Source organism: Bradyrhizobium embrapense, from assembly GCF_001189235.2.
Classification (GTDB): Bacteria; Pseudomonadota; Alphaproteobacteria; order Rhizobiales; family Xanthobacteraceae; genus Bradyrhizobium; species Bradyrhizobium embrapense.
Genome location: NZ_LFIP02000003.1, coordinates 300052 through 315444, shown reverse-complemented (window position 1 = coordinate 315444; position 15393 = coordinate 300052). Strand labels below are relative to the sequence as shown.

Below are 15393 nucleotides of genomic sequence, written 5' to 3'. Positions count from 1 at the left end.
GGCCCGCCCCGGCCAACAGTCATCGGACTGTCAGAAGATTGAGACAAGACAGCAGCCCGGACCTTGTGGCATCGAGCCGCAGAAAAGATGGAGACTTGGCCGTGAAGCAGATTCGTTCGCGACGGAAGGTGCATGTTGGCGCGATGCTGCTGGGTGTGGCGGCCCTGGCCGTTCTGCCGCCGTCGATGGCATCGGCGCAAACCGGCGCGGCGCCATCAGGCGCGAAACCATTCCTGACCGTCGACGGCAAGCTGCCGCTCGTGATCGGGCATCGCGGCGTGCCGGGCCTGGTGCCCGAGGAGACCGAGGCATCGTATGAACTTGCCGCCGACCTCGGCACCGACTCGCTCGAGGAGGACCTGCATCTGACCAAGGATTGCGTGCTGGTGGCGCGCCACAATCCATGGCTCGGCGACAACACCAACGTCGCCGAGGTGGCGAAGACCAATCCGGAAGTCGCTAAGCGCAAGCGCACCGTGCCGGGCGTTCCGGTCAAGGTGAAATGGGCGCAAACCTCGACCAGCGGCCCCGTTGAATATCCCACCGATCTCGTCGACCCGGCCGATCCGAAATCGGTGCTGAAGGCGCTGATCGTCGATGGCGACGACCATACCAATGACTGGTCGATCACCGATTTCACCATGGCTGAGCTGAGAGAATGGATCGCCGGCACCACCTATGATGCGGCCAACGAACGGCCGAAACTGTTCAACGGCAAGTTTCCGATCATCAGTTTCCAGGACATCATCGACATCGCCAAGGCCAAGAGCAAGGCGACGGGGCGCACGATCTCGGTCTATCCGGAAACCAAGAACCCGACCTGGAACAATGCCCAGGCCATCGCCAATGGTTGCGGCGCGCCCGGCAGCCGCCCGCTCGAGGACGCCCTGATCAAGATCATCAAGGAGAACGGCCTCAACGCGAAAGACGCGCCGATCATCGTGCAGAGCTTCGAGCCCGGCAGCCTGAAATACATGCGCGGTCACGGACTGGAAACCCGGCAGGTCCAGCTGATCGACGGCAACGGCGTCGACTTCAAGACCGGCAAGGTGCTGCTCAACAACATCGCCAATTCCCGTCCGTATGACTGGACGGTTGCGGGTGACGGCCGCACCTTCGATGCGATGCTGACGCCCGAGGGCCTCGCCGATATCAAGACCTATGCCGACGGCATCGGTCCGTGGAAGGCCTATATCGTGCCCTACAAGATCTCACCGTGGAAGGACAGCGGCGCCGACGGCAAGCCCACCAAGGGATCGACGGCGGAAGCTTCGACGCAGGAGCCAACCAGCGTCATCGCCGACGCGCACAAGCTCGGCCTGTTCGTGCATGTCTTCACGTTCCGGAACGAGAAGAAATATCTGGCTGCCGACTACCGCGGCGATCCGAGCCAGGAATATCTGAAGTTCTTCCGTCTCGGCGTCGACGGAGTGTTCACCGATTTCACCCACACCGGCGTCGCCGCCCGCGCTGCGTATTTGCGTGAGCTCGGCTGGTGACGCCCACAAGGGAGCTGTCGTTCACCCCATTGACAAATGCGCCCGGCATCGCCGGGCGCATTCGACTTTCAGGCAACGCGATCCGGGTTACTCGGTCGTGTATTTGAACTCGGGCATCGCCTTCAGCTCATCCTTGGTCGCGCTGAACACCGCGTGATCCGGATACCAGGGATTCGTCTTCGACGTGGTGGCCGCGGGCGCCGCGCCCGTGGTGGTCGTCGACTTGTTGGTGCTGCCAGTGTTTGCCGCGCTGGTCGAGGCGACGGGCTCGTTGACGAACTTCACCTTGTCGAGCGGCACGGCGACCAGATGCTCGCCGACGCCAAGGAAGCCGCCGACGCCGATCACGACCGCCTTGATGGCACCACCCTTGTCCATCAGAAGGTCATTGATCGAGCCGACGCTCTCGTTGCTGTCGTTATACACGCTGAGGCCGACGACCTTCGAGGCGCGCCAGTCGCCCTTGTACGAGCTCGGCGACGTGGCCGTTGTCGTTGCCGCAGGAGCCATCTTGTCGCCTTTGTCAGCGGGTGCCTGCGCAAACGCAACGGTCGCAAGCAGTGCGGAGCCGGCCACGCCGGCAACGATGGATTTGATCAACATCATGCGCTCTCCTCAGTTCGCAAAATCGATGCTGGGAAAACTCGTGATGTGCGCGACCGTTCCTAATCGGCCTGCGCCCAAACGCCGCCCGAGGTTTGGGAACGCATGCCCTGGAACGCCGTCGAGACGATACGCCCGAAAGCTGCGCATATTGCAACGCATGGACGTTGCGGTCCTTGACGACAGCGATCGCGATCTCTCGAGCAAGCTGCGGTTGAGCCTCACCGCTGCACCGGGCGCGCAGTCCCTGATGTGACGATGTTTGGCTCACCAACCGTCCCGGCGAACCCCGCGCTACGAAAGCTGATCGAGCGTGACGTGCCTCGCTCAGAAGCCGCCCCAATAGGGCGGCACGCCGTAGAAGCGATGCAGCTCGACTTCCTGCGAGCGGTCGCCCCAATCGAAGTCCTTGTCGGCACGGAACGAGGGCGCACGCTTCAATTCGTCGTCCTCGATGTCGAGCTCGTAAGCCTCGAATTTGGGGTTGTAGTGCAGCCGGCCCCAAGGCAGCGGAATCAGATTGGATCCGATACCGAGGAAGCCGCCGAAGCTCAGCACCGCGTACGACACCTTGCCCGAGATCTTGTCGATCATCAGCCGTTCGATATGGCCGATCATGTCGCCATTGGTCCGGCGCACCGCCGTCCCCTCGACGCGATCGCTTGCAATGAGCTGATGCGGCCTTGTCCTGACCTCGACAGCCATCTCACCCTCCTGGCCTGAAAGAGAAACAACGCGGCGCCCGGGTAACGGGTTCCGGCACTGGATATGACAGCCGCCCTTCCCTTTTCCGGGCCGCCATGGCGCCGCGGGACCGACGCGCGCCATGGGACAGTTCTACCCGGATTTCAACCGATTAGGCTTGATGACAGAACGCTAACTTTTCTCCACGGTGCCAACCTGTTAACTCGTTATGCCGGGCAAGATTTCAGACATACACTGAAACAAAATTCCTGAGCCGCCTTCCCCCGAATCACGGACAAAAAGATCGGTATGACCCAGGCTGCGCCCAATATCCTCGTCGTCGAGGACGACCGCGAAACGCGGTCTCTCATCGCAAAATATCTCCGCACCAATTCCTGCCATGTCACGACCGCTTCCGACGGCCGTGAAATGGCCAAGGCCATGACCGACCACCGCGTGGATCTCCTGGTGCTCGACGTCATGTTGCCGGGCGAGGACGGCCTCAGCCTGTGCCGCAAGGTGCGCGCGGAGTCGCAGACGCCGATCATCATGCTGACCGCGCGCGGCGAGGACGTCGACCGCATCCTCGGCCTCGAGATGGGCGCCGACGATTACCTCGCCAAGCCGTTCAACCCGCGCGAGCTGCTGGCGCGGATCAACGCGGTGCTGCGCCGGCAGGCCGCCGCGCGCAACGCCAGCGCGATCGAGGGTGCGACCACGCTGACCTTCCTCGGCTGGCGCATCGACATCCGTCTGCGCGAGCTGCGCAATCCCGAAGGGGCGCGCGTCGCCATGACCAGCGCCGAGTTCGACCTGCTGCGCACCTTCTGCGAGCGGCCCGGCCGCGTGCTGTCGCGCGACAGCCTGCTCGACCTGACGCAGGGCCGCAGCGCCGGCTCATTCGAGCGATCGATCGACGTCTTGGTCAGCCGTATCAGACGCAAGATCGAGCCCGATCCGCAGGAAGCCACCATGATCAAGACGGTGCGGTCCGGCGGCTATGTGTTCACTCCGAGGGTGGAGGCGGTTGCCGCCACGAGCAACTGACCATGAAGCTGCTGCGCGTGCTGAGTCTGCGGGGGATCGGCGCCCAGATGGCGGCGCTGGTCGTCGTCTCGATCGTCGCGCTGCACCTGATCATCACCGCTACCTTCCTGATCCATCGCCCGGACCGGCCGGAGCCGTCCGACCGGTGGCACACCCAGCTCGCCGCCACCGCGCAGCTGCTCGGGCATGCCCCGGCATCGGAGCGGCCGCGGCTGCAGGCCGACATCATCAGAGCGTTCCCGCAGCTCGCGATCGGTGACTTCACGTCCGATGCCAGCGGCCTCACCGAGACCGACACGCCGAACCTCCATGCGCTGCGCCGGCTCGGCGCCGGCTATCGCGTCTTCCAGCTGCCGCGCGAGGCGGGCGGCACGCCGCATGACAACGAGATCCGCCGCGTCGCCATCCGCCTGCCTGACGGCGGCATGTTCGCCGCGAACCTGATGCCGGACCAGCACATCAGGCCATTCTGGGGCGGGCCGTGGATGATGACGGTGCTGTTCGCCGTCATCAGCGTCACCCTGCTCGGCCTGTGGGCGGCCTGGGCGCTGACGGCGCCGCTGTCGTCCTTCGTCAAGGCCGCGGAGACCTTCAGCCTGAACGGCGCGGCGGCGCCGCTGCCCGAACGCGGTCCCGAGGAGATCCGCTCGCTGGCCAAGGCGCTGAACCGGATGCGCGAGCGCATCACGGCATTGATCGACGACCGCACCAAGATGCTGGCCGCCATCAGCCACGACCTGCGCACGCCGATCACGCGGATGCGGCTGCGCGCCGAATTCATCGAGGACGAGGCCCATCGCCACCGCATGCTGCGCGACCTCGACCAGATGCGCTCGATGCTGGAATCGGTGCTGTCGTTCCTGCGCAACGACCGCAAGCTCGAGGAGATGACGCTGGTCGACATCGCGAGTACGCTGCACCTCGTCACCGACCAGTTCGCCGACATGGGACACAAGGTCAGCTATGAGGGTCCGCAGCACGCGATGGCGACCGCGCGGCCGGCCGACCTGCATCGCAGCATCACCAACCTGGTCGACAATGCCGTGCGCTTCGGCGGCGAAGTCGCGGTTCGCCTCGACGTCCAGCCGGATCGCCTCGTCATCGACATCGAGGATGACGGTCCCGGCATTTCGGACGCGCACAAGGCAAGCGTGCTGGAGCCGTTCGTGCGCGGCGACCAGGCGCGCAACATGGACGAGGCCGAGGGCTTCGGCCTTGGCCTGTCGATCGCCAACGCCATCGTGCTCGCGCATGGCGGCACGTTGTCGCTGCACGATCGCAAGCCGCATGGGCTGGTGGTCCGGATCGAATTGCCGACGCGGCAGCAGCTGCTGCACCCGCCGCGGAAATCCGCAGCCTGATCAGCCGGAGCTGATCGGCGCGAAGCGGACCGATCATCAAGACATCAGGCGGCGAGCGGCGTGAGTTGCGCGGTGTCGTAGATCGCGATCGCCTCGAAGCGGTAATTGCAGGCGCGGCAATTCCACAGGAACGACGTGCGCCCCTCGCTGTGTTCCACCCAATCGGGCCGGGCGATCGGCTTGCCGCATTGCGCGCAGGGATTTTCGCGAGGCATATAGCCGGTGTCCTGACGGACCATGGCGCATCTCCCGAATGTTGTTTTCTTGCGTGCTTTGGAATGGACAGACGTGCTGACTCAACACGCGCGCTGTCATCCACGAGTGTAGACCTTGATCGAGTCGTTTGCACGACAATCCGCTGTGGATAGCGTGCGGCAAAAAGCGGGCGCGAGAATCGGAGAAGAAATCAGGGGCCAGAACAATTTTCGGCTGATCGAAGCAAACAATTTGAAGCATCCGTCTGCGCAATCGCGTCGTCCGCTTCGCCCGCGCCCGGACAGTCACGGAGGCAGAACGTTCGCCGATGCGAAGGTTTTGCCACATTCCTGCCCGCTCGCCGTACCATTGAGACCGCAGAACCGACGCGCGTTTGATCACCCCGGGCGACCCGAGATGAAGACCCTTCAGAGCCTTAGCTACCTTGCCGCCGCGATCGCGGTACTGGCGTCCTGCGTCGGTGCGCATGCACAATCGCGGGCGCAATATGAGGCGATGGTGGCGGCGGAGGCCCAGGCCAATCTGGTGCCGGAAGAGCTGGTGCATCGCGTCATTGTGCGCGAGAGCAAATACCATCCGCAGCTGATCGGGCGCGGCGGCGCCATCGGGATGATGCAGATCAAGCTCGCGACCGCCCGCGGGGTCGGCTACACCGGTACCGCCGAAGGGCTGCGCGACGCCGCGACCAACCTCAAATACGGCGTCAAATACCTCGCCGGCGCCTATCGCGCCGCCAATGGCGATTTCGATCGAGCCGTGCGTTATTTCGCGGGCGGGTATTACTACGTCGCAAAGCGGCAGCGCGGCGGTCACCTCAAGGAGGCGATGCATGGCGGCGCAGGCGCGCCACTGAAAGAGCTCGCCAGGCAGGACCAGATGTCGGCGGATAATGCCGAGCCGAAGCCGGAACAGACAGAAAAATAAGGCTGATCGCGGCCACGCCATCCTCACGTCCACGCCACGGCCGGCTGTCCTTCTCGCTGCAAATCACGCGATCGTTCGGCCGGCACCTCGCGCGCAGAGGTGCGGCACTGCAGCGCGGCCGCGCCTGGCATACAAGTTGACACGTCCGCCCATCCGCCTACATTAGGGGCGTTCCGAGGGGTGCTCCGAAGGAGGAGCTGAGATACCGCAAGCTTGGACTTCGCCGTCAGGCGATCAGTTCGGGACCGCGGTGACCCTTTGAACCTGATCCGGGTCATGCCGGCGAAGGGACAGGGATGTATCAGACATCAAGACTGCGGGGGGATTCCCCCGTCTCCATCATCGGCGCAGGCATAACCGGCGCCTGGCATGCGTTGTTGCTCGCAGAGGCCGGACGTGCCGTCACCCTGCACGAGCGCAGTGACGCGGCGATGACGCAATCCACAAGCCACTGGGCGGGCGGCATGCTGGCGCCGTGGTGCGAGGAGGAGGCCGCCGAGCCCGTCATCACCCGGCTCGGCATCCGCTCGCTCGCGCTATGGCGGCAGCATGTTCCGGAAACCGCGTTCAACGGCTCGCTGGTGGTGACGCATCCGCGCGACCGCGCCGATTTTGAGCGCTTCGCCCGTCTCACGTCGGGCCATCAAAGGCTAGACGCCGAGGGCGTCCGCGCGCTCGAGCCGGCGCTCGAGGGCCGCTTCCGTGACGGCCTGTTCTATCCCGAGGAGGGCCATGTCGAGCCGCGCCGCGTGCTGCCGCGGCTGCATGCCGCGATCGCGAAGGCCGGCGGCGCCATCAAGTTCGGCAGCGAGGCCGAGGTTGATGATCTCGACGGCCTCGTGATCGACTGCCGCGGTCTTGCCGGGCGCGACCGCGAGCCGAGCCTGCGCGGCGTCAAGGGCGAGATGATCGTCATCGAGACCACCGAGGTCGAATTGTCGCGTCCGGTGCGGCTGATCCATCCGCGCTGGCCGCTGTACGTGATCCCGCGCGGCGACGGCCGCTTCATGCTGGGCGCGACCTCGATCGAGGCCGAGGACAGCGGCGTCAGCGTGCGCTCGGCGCTGGAGCTGCTCGGAGCCGCCTATGTGGTGCATCCGGCGTTCGGCGAGGCGCGCATCGTCGAATTCGGCGCCGGGCTCCGTCCGGCCTTCCCCGACAATCTGCCGAAGATCAGGATCGAGCAGGAACGCATCACGGTGAACGGACTCTACCGTCACGGCTTCCTGCTGGCGCCGGCGCTGGCCGAGCTGACGCTCGCCTATCTTTCGCGCGGCGAAATCGACAATGAGGTGATGCAATGCGCGTGATCGTGAACGGCGAGCAGCGGGAGATCAACGCCGGCAGCGTCGATGCGCTCTTGGCCGAGCTCGACTACGAGGGCACCCATTTCGCGATCGCACTGAATTACGACGTGGTGCCGAAGAGCCGCTGGGCCGAGACCCCTCTCAAAGCCGGCGACGAGATCGAGATCATCACGCCGCGGCAGGGAGGGTGATGGTGAGTTTGTTCGCACGCTCCCTGCTCCCGTCGTCCCTGCGAAAGCAGGGACCCATAACCACGACCGGCTATTGGCGGAACGAACGCCTCCCCGTGTGCCTCATCGAAGGGCCGCGGCGTATCGGTCCCTGCTTTCGCAGGGACGACAGATTGATTTGAGGAGACACATGGTCACCTTCTACGGCAAATCCTTTCCCTCCCGCCTCCTGATCGGCACGGCGCTATATCCTTCGCCTGCAATCATGCAGAACGCGATCCGCGCCTCAGGCGCCAGCATCGTTACCGTATCACTCCGCCGAGAAGCCGCGGGCGGCAAGACCGGCGATGCGTTCTGGTCCTTGATCCGCGAGCTCGGCGTCACCGTGCTGCCGAACACCGCGGGCTGCCGCAGCGTCAAGGAGGCGGTGACCACGGCAAAGCTCGCGCGCGAATTGTTCGGCACGCCCTGGATCAAGCTCGAGGTGATCGCCGACAACGACACGCTGCAGCCCGACGTGGTCGGCCTGGTCGAGGCCGCCGCCATCCTGATCAAGGACGGCTTCGAGGTGTTTCCCTATTGCACCGAGGATTTCTCGGTCGCTTCGCGGCTGGTCGAAGCCGGCTGCAAGGTGGTGATGCCGTGGGCAGCTCCTATCGGCAGCGCCAAGGGCATCACCAACCGCGACGCGCTGAAGCTGCTGCGCGACCGCCTGCCCGACATCACGCTGGTGGTCGACGCCGGCTTGGGTGCGCCGTCGCATGCGGCGCAGGCGCTCGAACTCGGCTATGACGCCGTGCTGCTCAACACCGCGGTGGCGAAAGCCGCCGATCCGGTTGCGATGGCCAATGCCTTCCGGCTCGGCGTCGAGGCCGGCCGCACCGCTTATGAAGCCGGGCTGATGGAAGCCCGCGACTTCGCCTCCCCCTCCACCCCTGTCGTTGGGACCCCGTTCTGGCATGCCGTATCCTGATCCTTTCTATCCCGTCGTCGACAGCGTGGCCTGGGTCGAACGACTGACCAAGCTCGGCGTCGGCACCATCCAGCTCCGCGCCAAGGAGCTCGACGATGCCGAGGCGCTGCAGATCGTCACCGACGCGCTGGCTGTGACCAAGGGCACGGGCACGAGGCTCGTCGTCAACGACTATTGGCGTGCCGCGATCGTTGCCGGCGCCGAGCATCTGCATCTCGGCCAGGAAGACCTCGCCGATGCGGACCTGGCGGAAATCCGCAAGGCAAAGCTGACGCTCGGCGTCTCCACCCATGACGATGCCGAGCTCGCCACCGCGCTGGCCGCGAAGCCCGATTACGTCGCGCTCGGCCCGATCTTCTTCACCACGCTCAAATCGATGCGGTTCGCGCCGCAGGGCATCCCGAAGGTCACCGAGTGGAAGAAGCGGATCGGCGCGATCCCGCTTGTCGCGATCGGCGGCATCAAGTTCGAGCACGCCGCCGAGATCTTCGCCGCCGGCGCCGATTCGATCGCCGTCGTCAGCGACGTCACCCAGAACGCAGACCCCGACGCGCGGGTCCGGCAATGGCTCGGCATCCGTGCGGAGGCCGCGTGATGCACACAGCTCTCACCACCGTCATTGCGAGGAGCGCAAGCGACGAAGCAATCCATTCCTCCGCTTGCGGGTCCATGGATTGCTTCGCTGCGCTCGCAATGACGAATTCAACTGACACGAATTAAAACGGAGGATCCCTCATGAACATCCGCTCCAACCCCGACACCACGCTCCCCGCCGTCACCACAGGCTCACTGCCCGCCTCGCGCAAGATCTTCGCGACGCCCGCAAGCGCACCCGACATCCGCGTGCCGCTGCGCGAGATCATCCTGTCGGAGGGCGCCGGCGAGCCGAACCTGCCGGTCTACGATACCTCGGGCCCCTACACCGATCCGACTGTCACGATCGACGTCAACGCCGGCCTGCCCCGCAATCGGCTCGCCTGGGTCAAGGAGCGCGGCGGTGTCGAGGAATATGAGGGCCGCACCATCAAGCCCGAGGACAACGGCAATGTCGGCGCATCCCACGCCGCCAAGGCCTTCACCGCGCATCACAAGCCGCTGCGCGGCCTCGACGGCCACAAGATCACGCAACTTGAATTTGCCCGCGCCGGCATCATCACCAAGGAGATGATCTACGTCGCCGAGCGCGAGAATCTCGGCCGCAAGCAACAGCTCGAGCGCGCGGAAGCGGCGCTTGCCGACGGCGAGAGCTTCGGCGCGTCGGTGCCGGCCTTCATCACGCCGGAATTCGTCCGCGACGAGATCGCGCGCGGCCGCGCCATCATCCCCTCGAACATCAACCACGCCGAGCTCGAGCCGATGATCATCGGCCGCAACTTCCTGACCAAGATCAACGCCAATATCGGCAACTCGGCGGTGACCTCGTCGGTCGAGGAAGAGGTCGACAAAATGGTGTGGGCGATCCGCTGGGGCGCCGACACCGTGATGGACCTCTCCACCGGGCGCAACATCCACACCACCCGCGAATGGATTTTGCGCAACTCGCCGGTGCCGATCGGCACCGTGCCGATCTACCAGGCGCTGGAGAAGTGCGACGGCGATCCCGTCAAGCTGACCTGGGAGCTCTACAAGGACACCCTGATCGAGCAGTGCGAACAGGGCGTCGACTATTTCACGATCCATGCCGGCGTGCGCCTCGCCTATATCCACCTCACCGCCAACCGCGTCACCGGCATCGTCTCGCGCGGCGGCTCGATCATGGCGAAGTGGTGCCTCGCGCATCACAAGGAGAGCTTCCTCTACACCCATTTCGACGAGATCTGCGACCTCATGCGCAAGTACGACGTCTCGTTCTCGCTCGGCGACGGCTTGCGCCCCGGCTCGATCGCCGACGCCAACGACCGCGCCCAGTTCGCCGAGCTTGAGACGCTTGGCGAGCTGACCAAGATCGCGTGGGACAAGGGCTGCCAGGTCATGATCGAGGGCCCCGGCCATGTGCCGATGCACAAGATCAAGATCAACATGGACAAGCAGCTCAAGGAATGCGGCGAGGCGCCGTTCTACACCCTCGGACCGCTGACGACCGACATCGCACCGGGCTACGACCACATCACCTCGGGCATCGGCGCTGCGATGATCGGCTGGTTCGGCTGCGCGATGCTGTGCTACGTCACGCCGAAGGAGCATCTCGGCCTGCCCGACCGCAACGACGTCAAGGTCGGCGTCATCACCTACAAGATCGCCGCCCACGCCGCCGATCTCGCCAAGGGCCACCCCGCAGCCCAGCTCCGCGACGACGCGCTCAGCCGTGCCCGCTTCGACTTCCGCTGGCAGGACCAGTTCAACCTCGGCCTCGATCCCGAGACCGCGAAGAACTTCCACGACGAGACCCTGCCGAAGGAAGCCCACAAGGTCGCGCATTTCTGCTCGATGTGCGGCCCGAAATTCTGCTCGATGAAGATCACCCAGGACGTCCGCGACTACGCCGCGACGCTCAATGACCCGACCGGCGTCGGGGCGTCGATCTCAGGCACCATCGAGGACGGCATGGCGACGATGAGCGCCAAGTTCAAGGAGATGGGCGAGAACCTGTATCTCGACGCCGACAAGGTGAAGGAGAGCAATCGGGTGTTGTGAGATTCACCGCTCGTCATGCCCGGCCCCTGAGCCGGGCATCCGTCAAAAGCGAAGAGGCCGGGCGAAAGCCCGGTCTTTTTTGCTTTGAAGGCACGCCCGTCCGGGAGCCGCACAGATTTGATCTGGATCAACGAAAGATCCGCGATCTCATCACTTTCTATGAGGCTCAAAGTCGGGGGCTCCGTCGGAGGTGCCATCCCGGTTGCCTTGCAGACGACGATAATTCCCACGTCCGGTCCACAGTGAATGCTGCTGTACATTGCCTCATCAACTGGAGAGTTTCATGAAAGCCTACCTTGCGGCGTTATTCGTCCTTCTCGTTGCGCCATCGGGATCGACACAGGCCGGGAATTTGGACGGGGCCTGGGCGATGGACGCCTCGACATGCAACGACATATTCACCAAGGTGAACAACAAGCTCGCGTTCAAGCAGAATGCCGATCTCCATGCAGGCGGCTTGATCGTGCAGGGAAAGCAAATCACCGGCACTTTTCAAAAGTGCACGGTCAAATCGATGCACGATGATGGACAGAATGTACGAATGGTCGCGGCCTGCTCGGACGGCATCGCGATTTCGGACGTCACATTCGACGTGAAACTCTCCGGAGAGAACACGATCACGCTCAGCTCCAAGGAACCGGTGCCGGTGGAAACGCCTTATGTTCGCTGCTCGATGTGAGACGGCGGCGACGGCTTGAGATCAACGTTGATGATCCGGCTCTCGAAGCAAGCAGCTCGGACGAGCGAAGCGACGGCGACATCCGGGCAACGGCGACCCCGCTGGGCAGCTCCGCAAGGTTGCGCATTTCCGTTCGATGTGCGGCCTGCCGGCTCCAGCGTGTCCATGGTTGGATCGGTAGTCGTCCCTCACAGAACCGCCATGGGCCACAACAGCTTCACGATACGGTCGGCTGGTCCGCCTCCGGAGTTCAGTCAATCGGCCTACGTGCAGTCGCCTTGATTGACGAACCGCAAGCAGCAGGTAGCCCGAATGAGCAAAGCGATATCCGGGTTTGCACCGGTCCCGCATATCGCTTCACTCATGCGGGCTACAGGCTTGCTGCTACGTCCGCTTGGGGTTCCACGCCTTGTGCACGAACTCGAAACGATTGCCGTCGAAGTCGGCGACGTTGGCGGCGTAGTAGCCGGGGGCGAAGTAGGTGCGGTCGGCTGGTCGCCCCTCGTCGGTGCCGCCGGCCTTGATTGCGGCGGCGTAGGCGGCGTCGACGAGCTCATTGGTGTTGCAGACAATTCCGAGATACAGCCCGGTCTCGCCGGGCATGCGTTGGCGCAGCCAGATGCTTGATCCGACCGCCTTGCCGCTGCCGTAGACATCGTCAACGATGCCGTAGAGATCAGGGACGCCTTCGGGACCCGAGGCGGAGTCGTAGTTGCCGAAGACCCTCCAGCCGAGTGGCTTCAGCGCCTCAGAGTAGAAGGCCAGCGACTTCTCGATATTGGTGACGGAGATGTAAACGTGATCGATCATTCGCCCGCCTTCCAGCTGGATGGTATCGCTTGCATTTTACGCCACTGAGCCCGACAAGCCAGTGGCCGCTGCATGCAAGGCACTCCGCGCCCCAGCCCTAAACTCAATCTCCCGATACCCCTCCGCCGCGACGCGGTTGATGATCCCCAGAAACTTCGGCGTGCCGCCGTTGTAGACGAAATACCTCACCGTCCCCTCCTCATGGCCCGGGACGTTGGAGTTGTAGCCGGTGAACCAGCCCTTGGCTTTGCGCATCAGCATGATCTCGTACATCTTGACGACATGAGCGGTCCAGCGCTGCTGCGCCTCGAGCGTCGCGTCGGCGCGGGTCAGGCCGCGGTCCCACATGTATTGCAGCAAATTGGTGCACCAGTTGACGCCGTTCTCGATGCCGCGCGGAAAGTTCGTCGAGGCGGAGGCGCTTTGCGGGCCCGTGGGCATCAACAGGTTCGGGAAGCCGTGGACCATCATGCCGAGGAAGGTCGAGGGCGCGTGCTTCCATTTGTCGGCGAGCTTTTCGCCGCCGATGCCTACGATGTCGATCAGGTCGTAGGCGCCGGTGATAGCGTCGAAGCCGGTGGCGTAGACGATGATGTCGAACGCGTAGTCGCGCGCGGTGGTACGCAGGCCCGTCTCGGTGACGCGGAGCAGCGGCGTCTCGCTGAGATCGACGAGATGGACGTTGTCGCGGTTGTAGGCCTCGAAATAGTTGGTCTCCAACGGCAGGCGCTGCACGCCGAAGCCGTGATCTTTCGGGATCAGCTTTTCGGCGACATCAGGATCCTTCACGCGTTGGCGGATGCGGCCTGCGATGTATTCCGACAGCTCCGCATTGGCGGCTTCATCCATGAAGATCTCGCGGAAGTTTGCCAGCCAGATGCCGAAGCCGGGCTCGTCGTAGAGCCTGTCCCACAGCGCAAGCCGCTCCTCGCGGCTCACCTCGTGGAAGCCGCGCTTGTCGGGGCCGTGGACGAAGCTGCCCGGCGTCAGCGCGCAGGCGGCGAAGATCTCGTCATAGCGCGCGCGGATGTCGGCCATTTCGGCTTCCGAGATTTCGCTGTTGTTGAGCGGCGCGCTCCAGTTGGGCCGGCGCTGGAACACGGTGAGCTCGCCGACCTTGTCGGCGATCTCTCCGATCACCTGAATGCCTGTCGCGCCGGTGCCGATCACGGCGACCTTCTTGCCGGAGAGATCGACCGGCTCGTGCGGCCAATAGTAGGTGTGGAAAGAAAGCCCATTGAAGTCATCGATGCCGGGCACGCGCGGCATGGTCGGCGCCGACAAGAGACCGATCCCCAGCACGACGAAGTGGCAGGTGAGCGTGCGGCCGTCGCTGATCTTCAACTGCCAGAGATCGCGCGCCGCGTCGAACCGCATCGCCTCGACCTTGCAGCCAAACTGCATGTATTTGCGCAGGTCGAACTTGTCGGCGACGTAGTTGAGGTAGCGCAGGTTCTCGGGCTGGCCGGAGAAGCGCTCCTTCCAGTGCCATTCGTCGAGCAGCTCGCGCGAGAACGAGAAGCCGTAGGTGTAGCTCTCCGAGTCAAAACGGCAGCCGGGATACCGGTTCCAGTACCAGGTGCCGCCGAGATCGGGCGCGGCTTCCAGCACGGTGGCGTCGATGCCGAGATCGGCGAGCCGCTTGATCTGGTAGATGCCGGCGACGCCGGCGCCGACCACGATCACCTCGAAATGGGTTTTCGGCTCTCCCGTCATTGTCAGCTCCCAAAATTCTTCTTGATCTGTTGCGCCGGATTACAGACCGTTTTGCCGGATCAGGCAACCGCGCCGCCGCGCGTGCGACTTGCGTTGAGGCGCTGCCTGCACCACATCGATCCCAGCAGCTCAACGCGCGGACATCCGGGCCAGCGACATGGACGACAATCTCACCGGCGTCTGGGACGGCAGCTACATGCAGCCGAGCGGCATGGTCACGTTCCTGGCGACGCTGATCGACGCCGGCGGCGCGCTCGGCGGCAGCGTGACCGAACCCTGCGTCGCGCCGGGCTGCCCGATCAGCACCCACAATGCCTCGCTCGCGGGTCACCGTTCCGGCAACGCGGTGACGTTCGTCAAGCGCTACGAGCCATCGGGCTACGGCTACGACACCGTGCACTATGAAGGCGCCGTCAATGCCGACGCGACCGAGATCGACGGCCGCTGGAGCATCCGCGGCACGGCGTTCTCGGGACGGTTCCTGATGGTGCGTGCGACGGCGCCGGCGCAGGCGGCGACGGCCGAAGACGAGATCAAGGAGCCGGTGCGCTAGTGCCCGATGAGATCAGGGCGAATCGAGCGGCGGCCTCGCTCGGCGGATGGCAGGCGGTCGCATATAGTTACGGCCATGTCCCTGGCGCGGGGTGGGGCGCGCCTGCACAACTTTCGGAATAATAGAATAGTGCCGCTGAGTTGCCCGACATGTCAAGTGGCCGTATCGAGCGCCGACACGCCGCCGGCTACTGTGCATGGGGTTGTTTTCGATATTT

General features: G+C 64.3%; 16 protein-coding genes and 1 riboswitch. Of the genes, 11 read left to right on the top strand and 5 right to left on the bottom strand.

All coding sequences use genetic code 11. From position 1 onward, the window contains the following. The first annotated feature begins 101 nt into the window (after positions 1 to 101). A complete protein-coding gene (locus tag AKN83_RS15540; protein ID WP_244521991.1) occupies positions 102 to 1499 on the top strand; it encodes a glycerophosphodiester phosphodiesterase family protein in 1398 nt (465 codons plus the stop codon). An 87-nt stretch (positions 1500 to 1586) separates the two neighbouring features. Here the strand turns inward: AKN83_RS15540 and AKN83_RS15535 are convergent, their stop codons facing one another. After that, on the bottom strand, positions 1587 to 2102 hold the full coding sequence (locus AKN83_RS15535; protein WP_050403248.1) for a PRC-barrel domain-containing protein: 516 nt from the start codon (positions 2100 to 2102) through the stop codon (positions 1587 to 1589). Between the two features lie 327 nt (positions 2103 to 2429). After that, positions 2430 to 2807, bottom strand: coding sequence for a PRC-barrel domain-containing protein (locus AKN83_RS15530; RefSeq protein WP_050403195.1), 378 nt, complete (start codon positions 2805 to 2807; stop codon positions 2430 to 2432). Between the two features lie 288 nt (positions 2808 to 3095). Here AKN83_RS15530 and AKN83_RS15525 point away from each other — a divergent pair, with 288 nt between their 5' ends. Both AKN83_RS15525 and AKN83_RS15520 read left to right on the top strand, forming a co-directional pair. Continuing rightward, the gene (locus tag AKN83_RS15525; RefSeq protein ID WP_021079973.1) at positions 3096 to 3833 is read left to right on the top strand and encodes a response regulator; all 738 of its coding nucleotides are present in this window, start codon (positions 3096 to 3098) and stop codon (positions 3831 to 3833) included. Positions 3834 to 3835: 2 nt separating this feature from the next. Continuing rightward, positions 3836 to 5194, top strand: a complete 1359-nt coding sequence (locus AKN83_RS15520; RefSeq protein ID WP_050403194.1) for an ATP-binding protein — start codon at positions 3836 to 3838, stop codon at positions 5192 to 5194. 44 nt (positions 5195 to 5238) lie between these two features. Here the strand turns inward: AKN83_RS15520 and AKN83_RS15515 are convergent, their stop codons facing one another. After that, on the bottom strand, positions 5239 to 5433 hold the full coding sequence (locus tag AKN83_RS15515; protein ID WP_050403193.1) for a hypothetical protein: 195 nt from the start codon (positions 5431 to 5433) through the stop codon (positions 5239 to 5241). Positions 5434 to 5806: 373 nt separating this feature from the next. Between AKN83_RS15515 and AKN83_RS15510 the strand changes: the two genes are divergently transcribed. The 7 genes from AKN83_RS15510 (at position 5807) to AKN83_RS15480 (ending at position 12097) form a co-directional block, all read left to right on the top strand. Continuing rightward, the gene (locus AKN83_RS15510) at positions 5807 to 6334 is read left to right on the top strand and encodes a lytic transglycosylase domain-containing protein (protein WP_050403192.1); all 528 of its coding nucleotides are present in this window, start codon (positions 5807 to 5809) and stop codon (positions 6332 to 6334) included. 166 nt (positions 6335 to 6500) lie between these two features. After that, positions 6501 to 6643, top strand: a riboswitch (TPP riboswitch). Then, entirely contained in the window at positions 6631 to 7644 is a 1014-nt protein-coding gene (locus tag AKN83_RS15505) for an FAD-dependent oxidoreductase (protein ID WP_050403191.1), read from the top strand. Its footprint overlaps the riboswitch before it by 13 nt. Next, positions 7635 to 7832 carry a sulfur carrier protein ThiS gene (thiS, locus tag AKN83_RS15500; RefSeq protein WP_050403190.1) on the top strand — a complete coding sequence of 66 codons (198 nt, stop codon included), beginning with the start codon at positions 7635 to 7637 and terminating at the stop codon, positions 7830 to 7832. The genes AKN83_RS15505 and thiS overlap by 10 nt, the downstream gene beginning before the upstream one ends. A 169-nt stretch (positions 7833 to 8001) precedes the next feature. Then, positions 8002 to 8784 carry a thiazole synthase gene (locus AKN83_RS15495; RefSeq protein ID WP_050403189.1) on the top strand — a complete coding sequence of 261 codons (783 nt, stop codon included), beginning with the start codon at positions 8002 to 8004 and terminating at the stop codon, positions 8782 to 8784. After that, positions 8771 to 9379: a thiamine phosphate synthase gene (locus AKN83_RS15490; RefSeq protein ID WP_050403188.1), complete on the top strand. Its 609-nt coding sequence runs from the start codon at positions 8771 to 8773 to the stop codon at positions 9377 to 9379. Before AKN83_RS15495 ends, AKN83_RS15490 begins: the two co-directional genes overlap by 14 nt. Positions 9380 to 9519: 140 nt before the next feature. Further along, on the top strand, positions 9520 to 11418 hold the full coding sequence (thiC, locus tag AKN83_RS15485) for a phosphomethylpyrimidine synthase ThiC (RefSeq protein ID WP_050403187.1): 1899 nt from the start codon (positions 9520 to 9522) through the stop codon (positions 11416 to 11418). Positions 11419 to 11701: 283 nt separating this feature from the next. Continuing rightward, positions 11702 to 12097, top strand: a complete 396-nt coding sequence (locus AKN83_RS15480; protein ID WP_050403186.1) for a hypothetical protein — start codon at positions 11702 to 11704, stop codon at positions 12095 to 12097. A gap of 384 nt (positions 12098 to 12481) precedes the next feature. Here AKN83_RS15480 and AKN83_RS15475 read toward each other — a convergent pair whose 3' ends face one another. Together AKN83_RS15475 and AKN83_RS15470 are read right to left on the bottom strand one after the other, a co-directional pair. Further along, on the bottom strand, positions 12482 to 12907 hold the full coding sequence (locus AKN83_RS15475) for a VOC family protein (protein WP_050403185.1): 426 nt from the start codon (positions 12905 to 12907) through the stop codon (positions 12482 to 12484). Between the two features lie 36 nt (positions 12908 to 12943). After that, positions 12944 to 14623 carry a flavin-containing monooxygenase gene (locus AKN83_RS15470; RefSeq protein ID WP_050403184.1) on the bottom strand — a complete coding sequence of 560 codons (1680 nt, stop codon included), beginning with the start codon at positions 14621 to 14623 and terminating at the stop codon, positions 12944 to 12946. 157 nt (positions 14624 to 14780) lie between these two features. On the opposite strand from AKN83_RS15470, the gene AKN83_RS15465 reads away from it, so the two are divergent. Continuing rightward, positions 14781 to 15176 carry a hypothetical protein gene (locus AKN83_RS15465; protein WP_050403183.1) on the top strand — a complete coding sequence of 132 codons (396 nt, stop codon included), beginning with the start codon at positions 14781 to 14783 and terminating at the stop codon, positions 15174 to 15176. Positions 15177 to 15393 lie beyond the last annotated feature (217 nt).

What these genes read in the sequence shown, in the direction of transcription:
- AKN83_RS15480 (WP_050403186.1), top strand. Translation starts at nt 11,702, where the DNA reads ATGAAAGCCTACCTTGCGGCGTTATTCGTCCTTCTCGTTGCGCCATCG.
- AKN83_RS15490 (WP_050403188.1), top strand. Translation starts at nt 8,771, where the DNA reads ATGCCGTATCCTGATCCTTTCTATCCCGTCGTCGACAGCGTGGCCTGG.
- AKN83_RS15515 (WP_050403193.1), bottom strand. Translation starts at nt 5,433, where the DNA reads ATGGTCCGTCAGGACACCGGCTATATGCCTCGCGAAAATCCCTGCGCG.
- AKN83_RS15510 (WP_050403192.1), top strand. Translation starts at nt 5,807, where the DNA reads ATGAAGACCCTTCAGAGCCTTAGCTACCTTGCCGCCGCGATCGCGGTA.
- AKN83_RS15465 (WP_050403183.1), top strand. Translation starts at nt 14,781, where the DNA reads ATGGACGACAATCTCACCGGCGTCTGGGACGGCAGCTACATGCAGCCG.
- thiS (WP_050403190.1), top strand. Translation starts at nt 7,635, where the DNA reads ATGCGCGTGATCGTGAACGGCGAGCAGCGGGAGATCAACGCCGGCAGC.
- AKN83_RS15475 (WP_050403185.1), bottom strand. Translation starts at nt 12,907, where the DNA reads ATGATCGATCACGTTTACATCTCCGTCACCAATATCGAGAAGTCGCTG.
- AKN83_RS15530 (WP_050403195.1), bottom strand. Translation starts at nt 2,807, where the DNA reads ATGGCTGTCGAGGTCAGGACAAGGCCGCATCAGCTCATTGCAAGCGAT.
- AKN83_RS15505 (WP_050403191.1), top strand. Translation starts at nt 6,631, where the DNA reads ATGTATCAGACATCAAGACTGCGGGGGGATTCCCCCGTCTCCATCATC.
- thiC (WP_050403187.1), top strand. Translation starts at nt 9,520, where the DNA reads ATGAACATCCGCTCCAACCCCGACACCACGCTCCCCGCCGTCACCACA.
- AKN83_RS15520 (WP_050403194.1), top strand. Translation starts at nt 3,836, where the DNA reads ATGAAGCTGCTGCGCGTGCTGAGTCTGCGGGGGATCGGCGCCCAGATG.
- AKN83_RS15525 (WP_021079973.1), top strand. Translation starts at nt 3,096, where the DNA reads ATGACCCAGGCTGCGCCCAATATCCTCGTCGTCGAGGACGACCGCGAA.
- AKN83_RS15495 (WP_050403189.1), top strand. Translation starts at nt 8,002, where the DNA reads ATGGTCACCTTCTACGGCAAATCCTTTCCCTCCCGCCTCCTGATCGGC.
- AKN83_RS15535 (WP_050403248.1), bottom strand. Translation starts at nt 2,102, where the DNA reads ATGTTGATCAAATCCATCGTTGCCGGCGTGGCCGGCTCCGCACTGCTT.
- AKN83_RS15470 (WP_050403184.1), bottom strand. Translation starts at nt 14,623, where the DNA reads ATGACGGGAGAGCCGAAAACCCATTTCGAGGTGATCGTGGTCGGCGCC.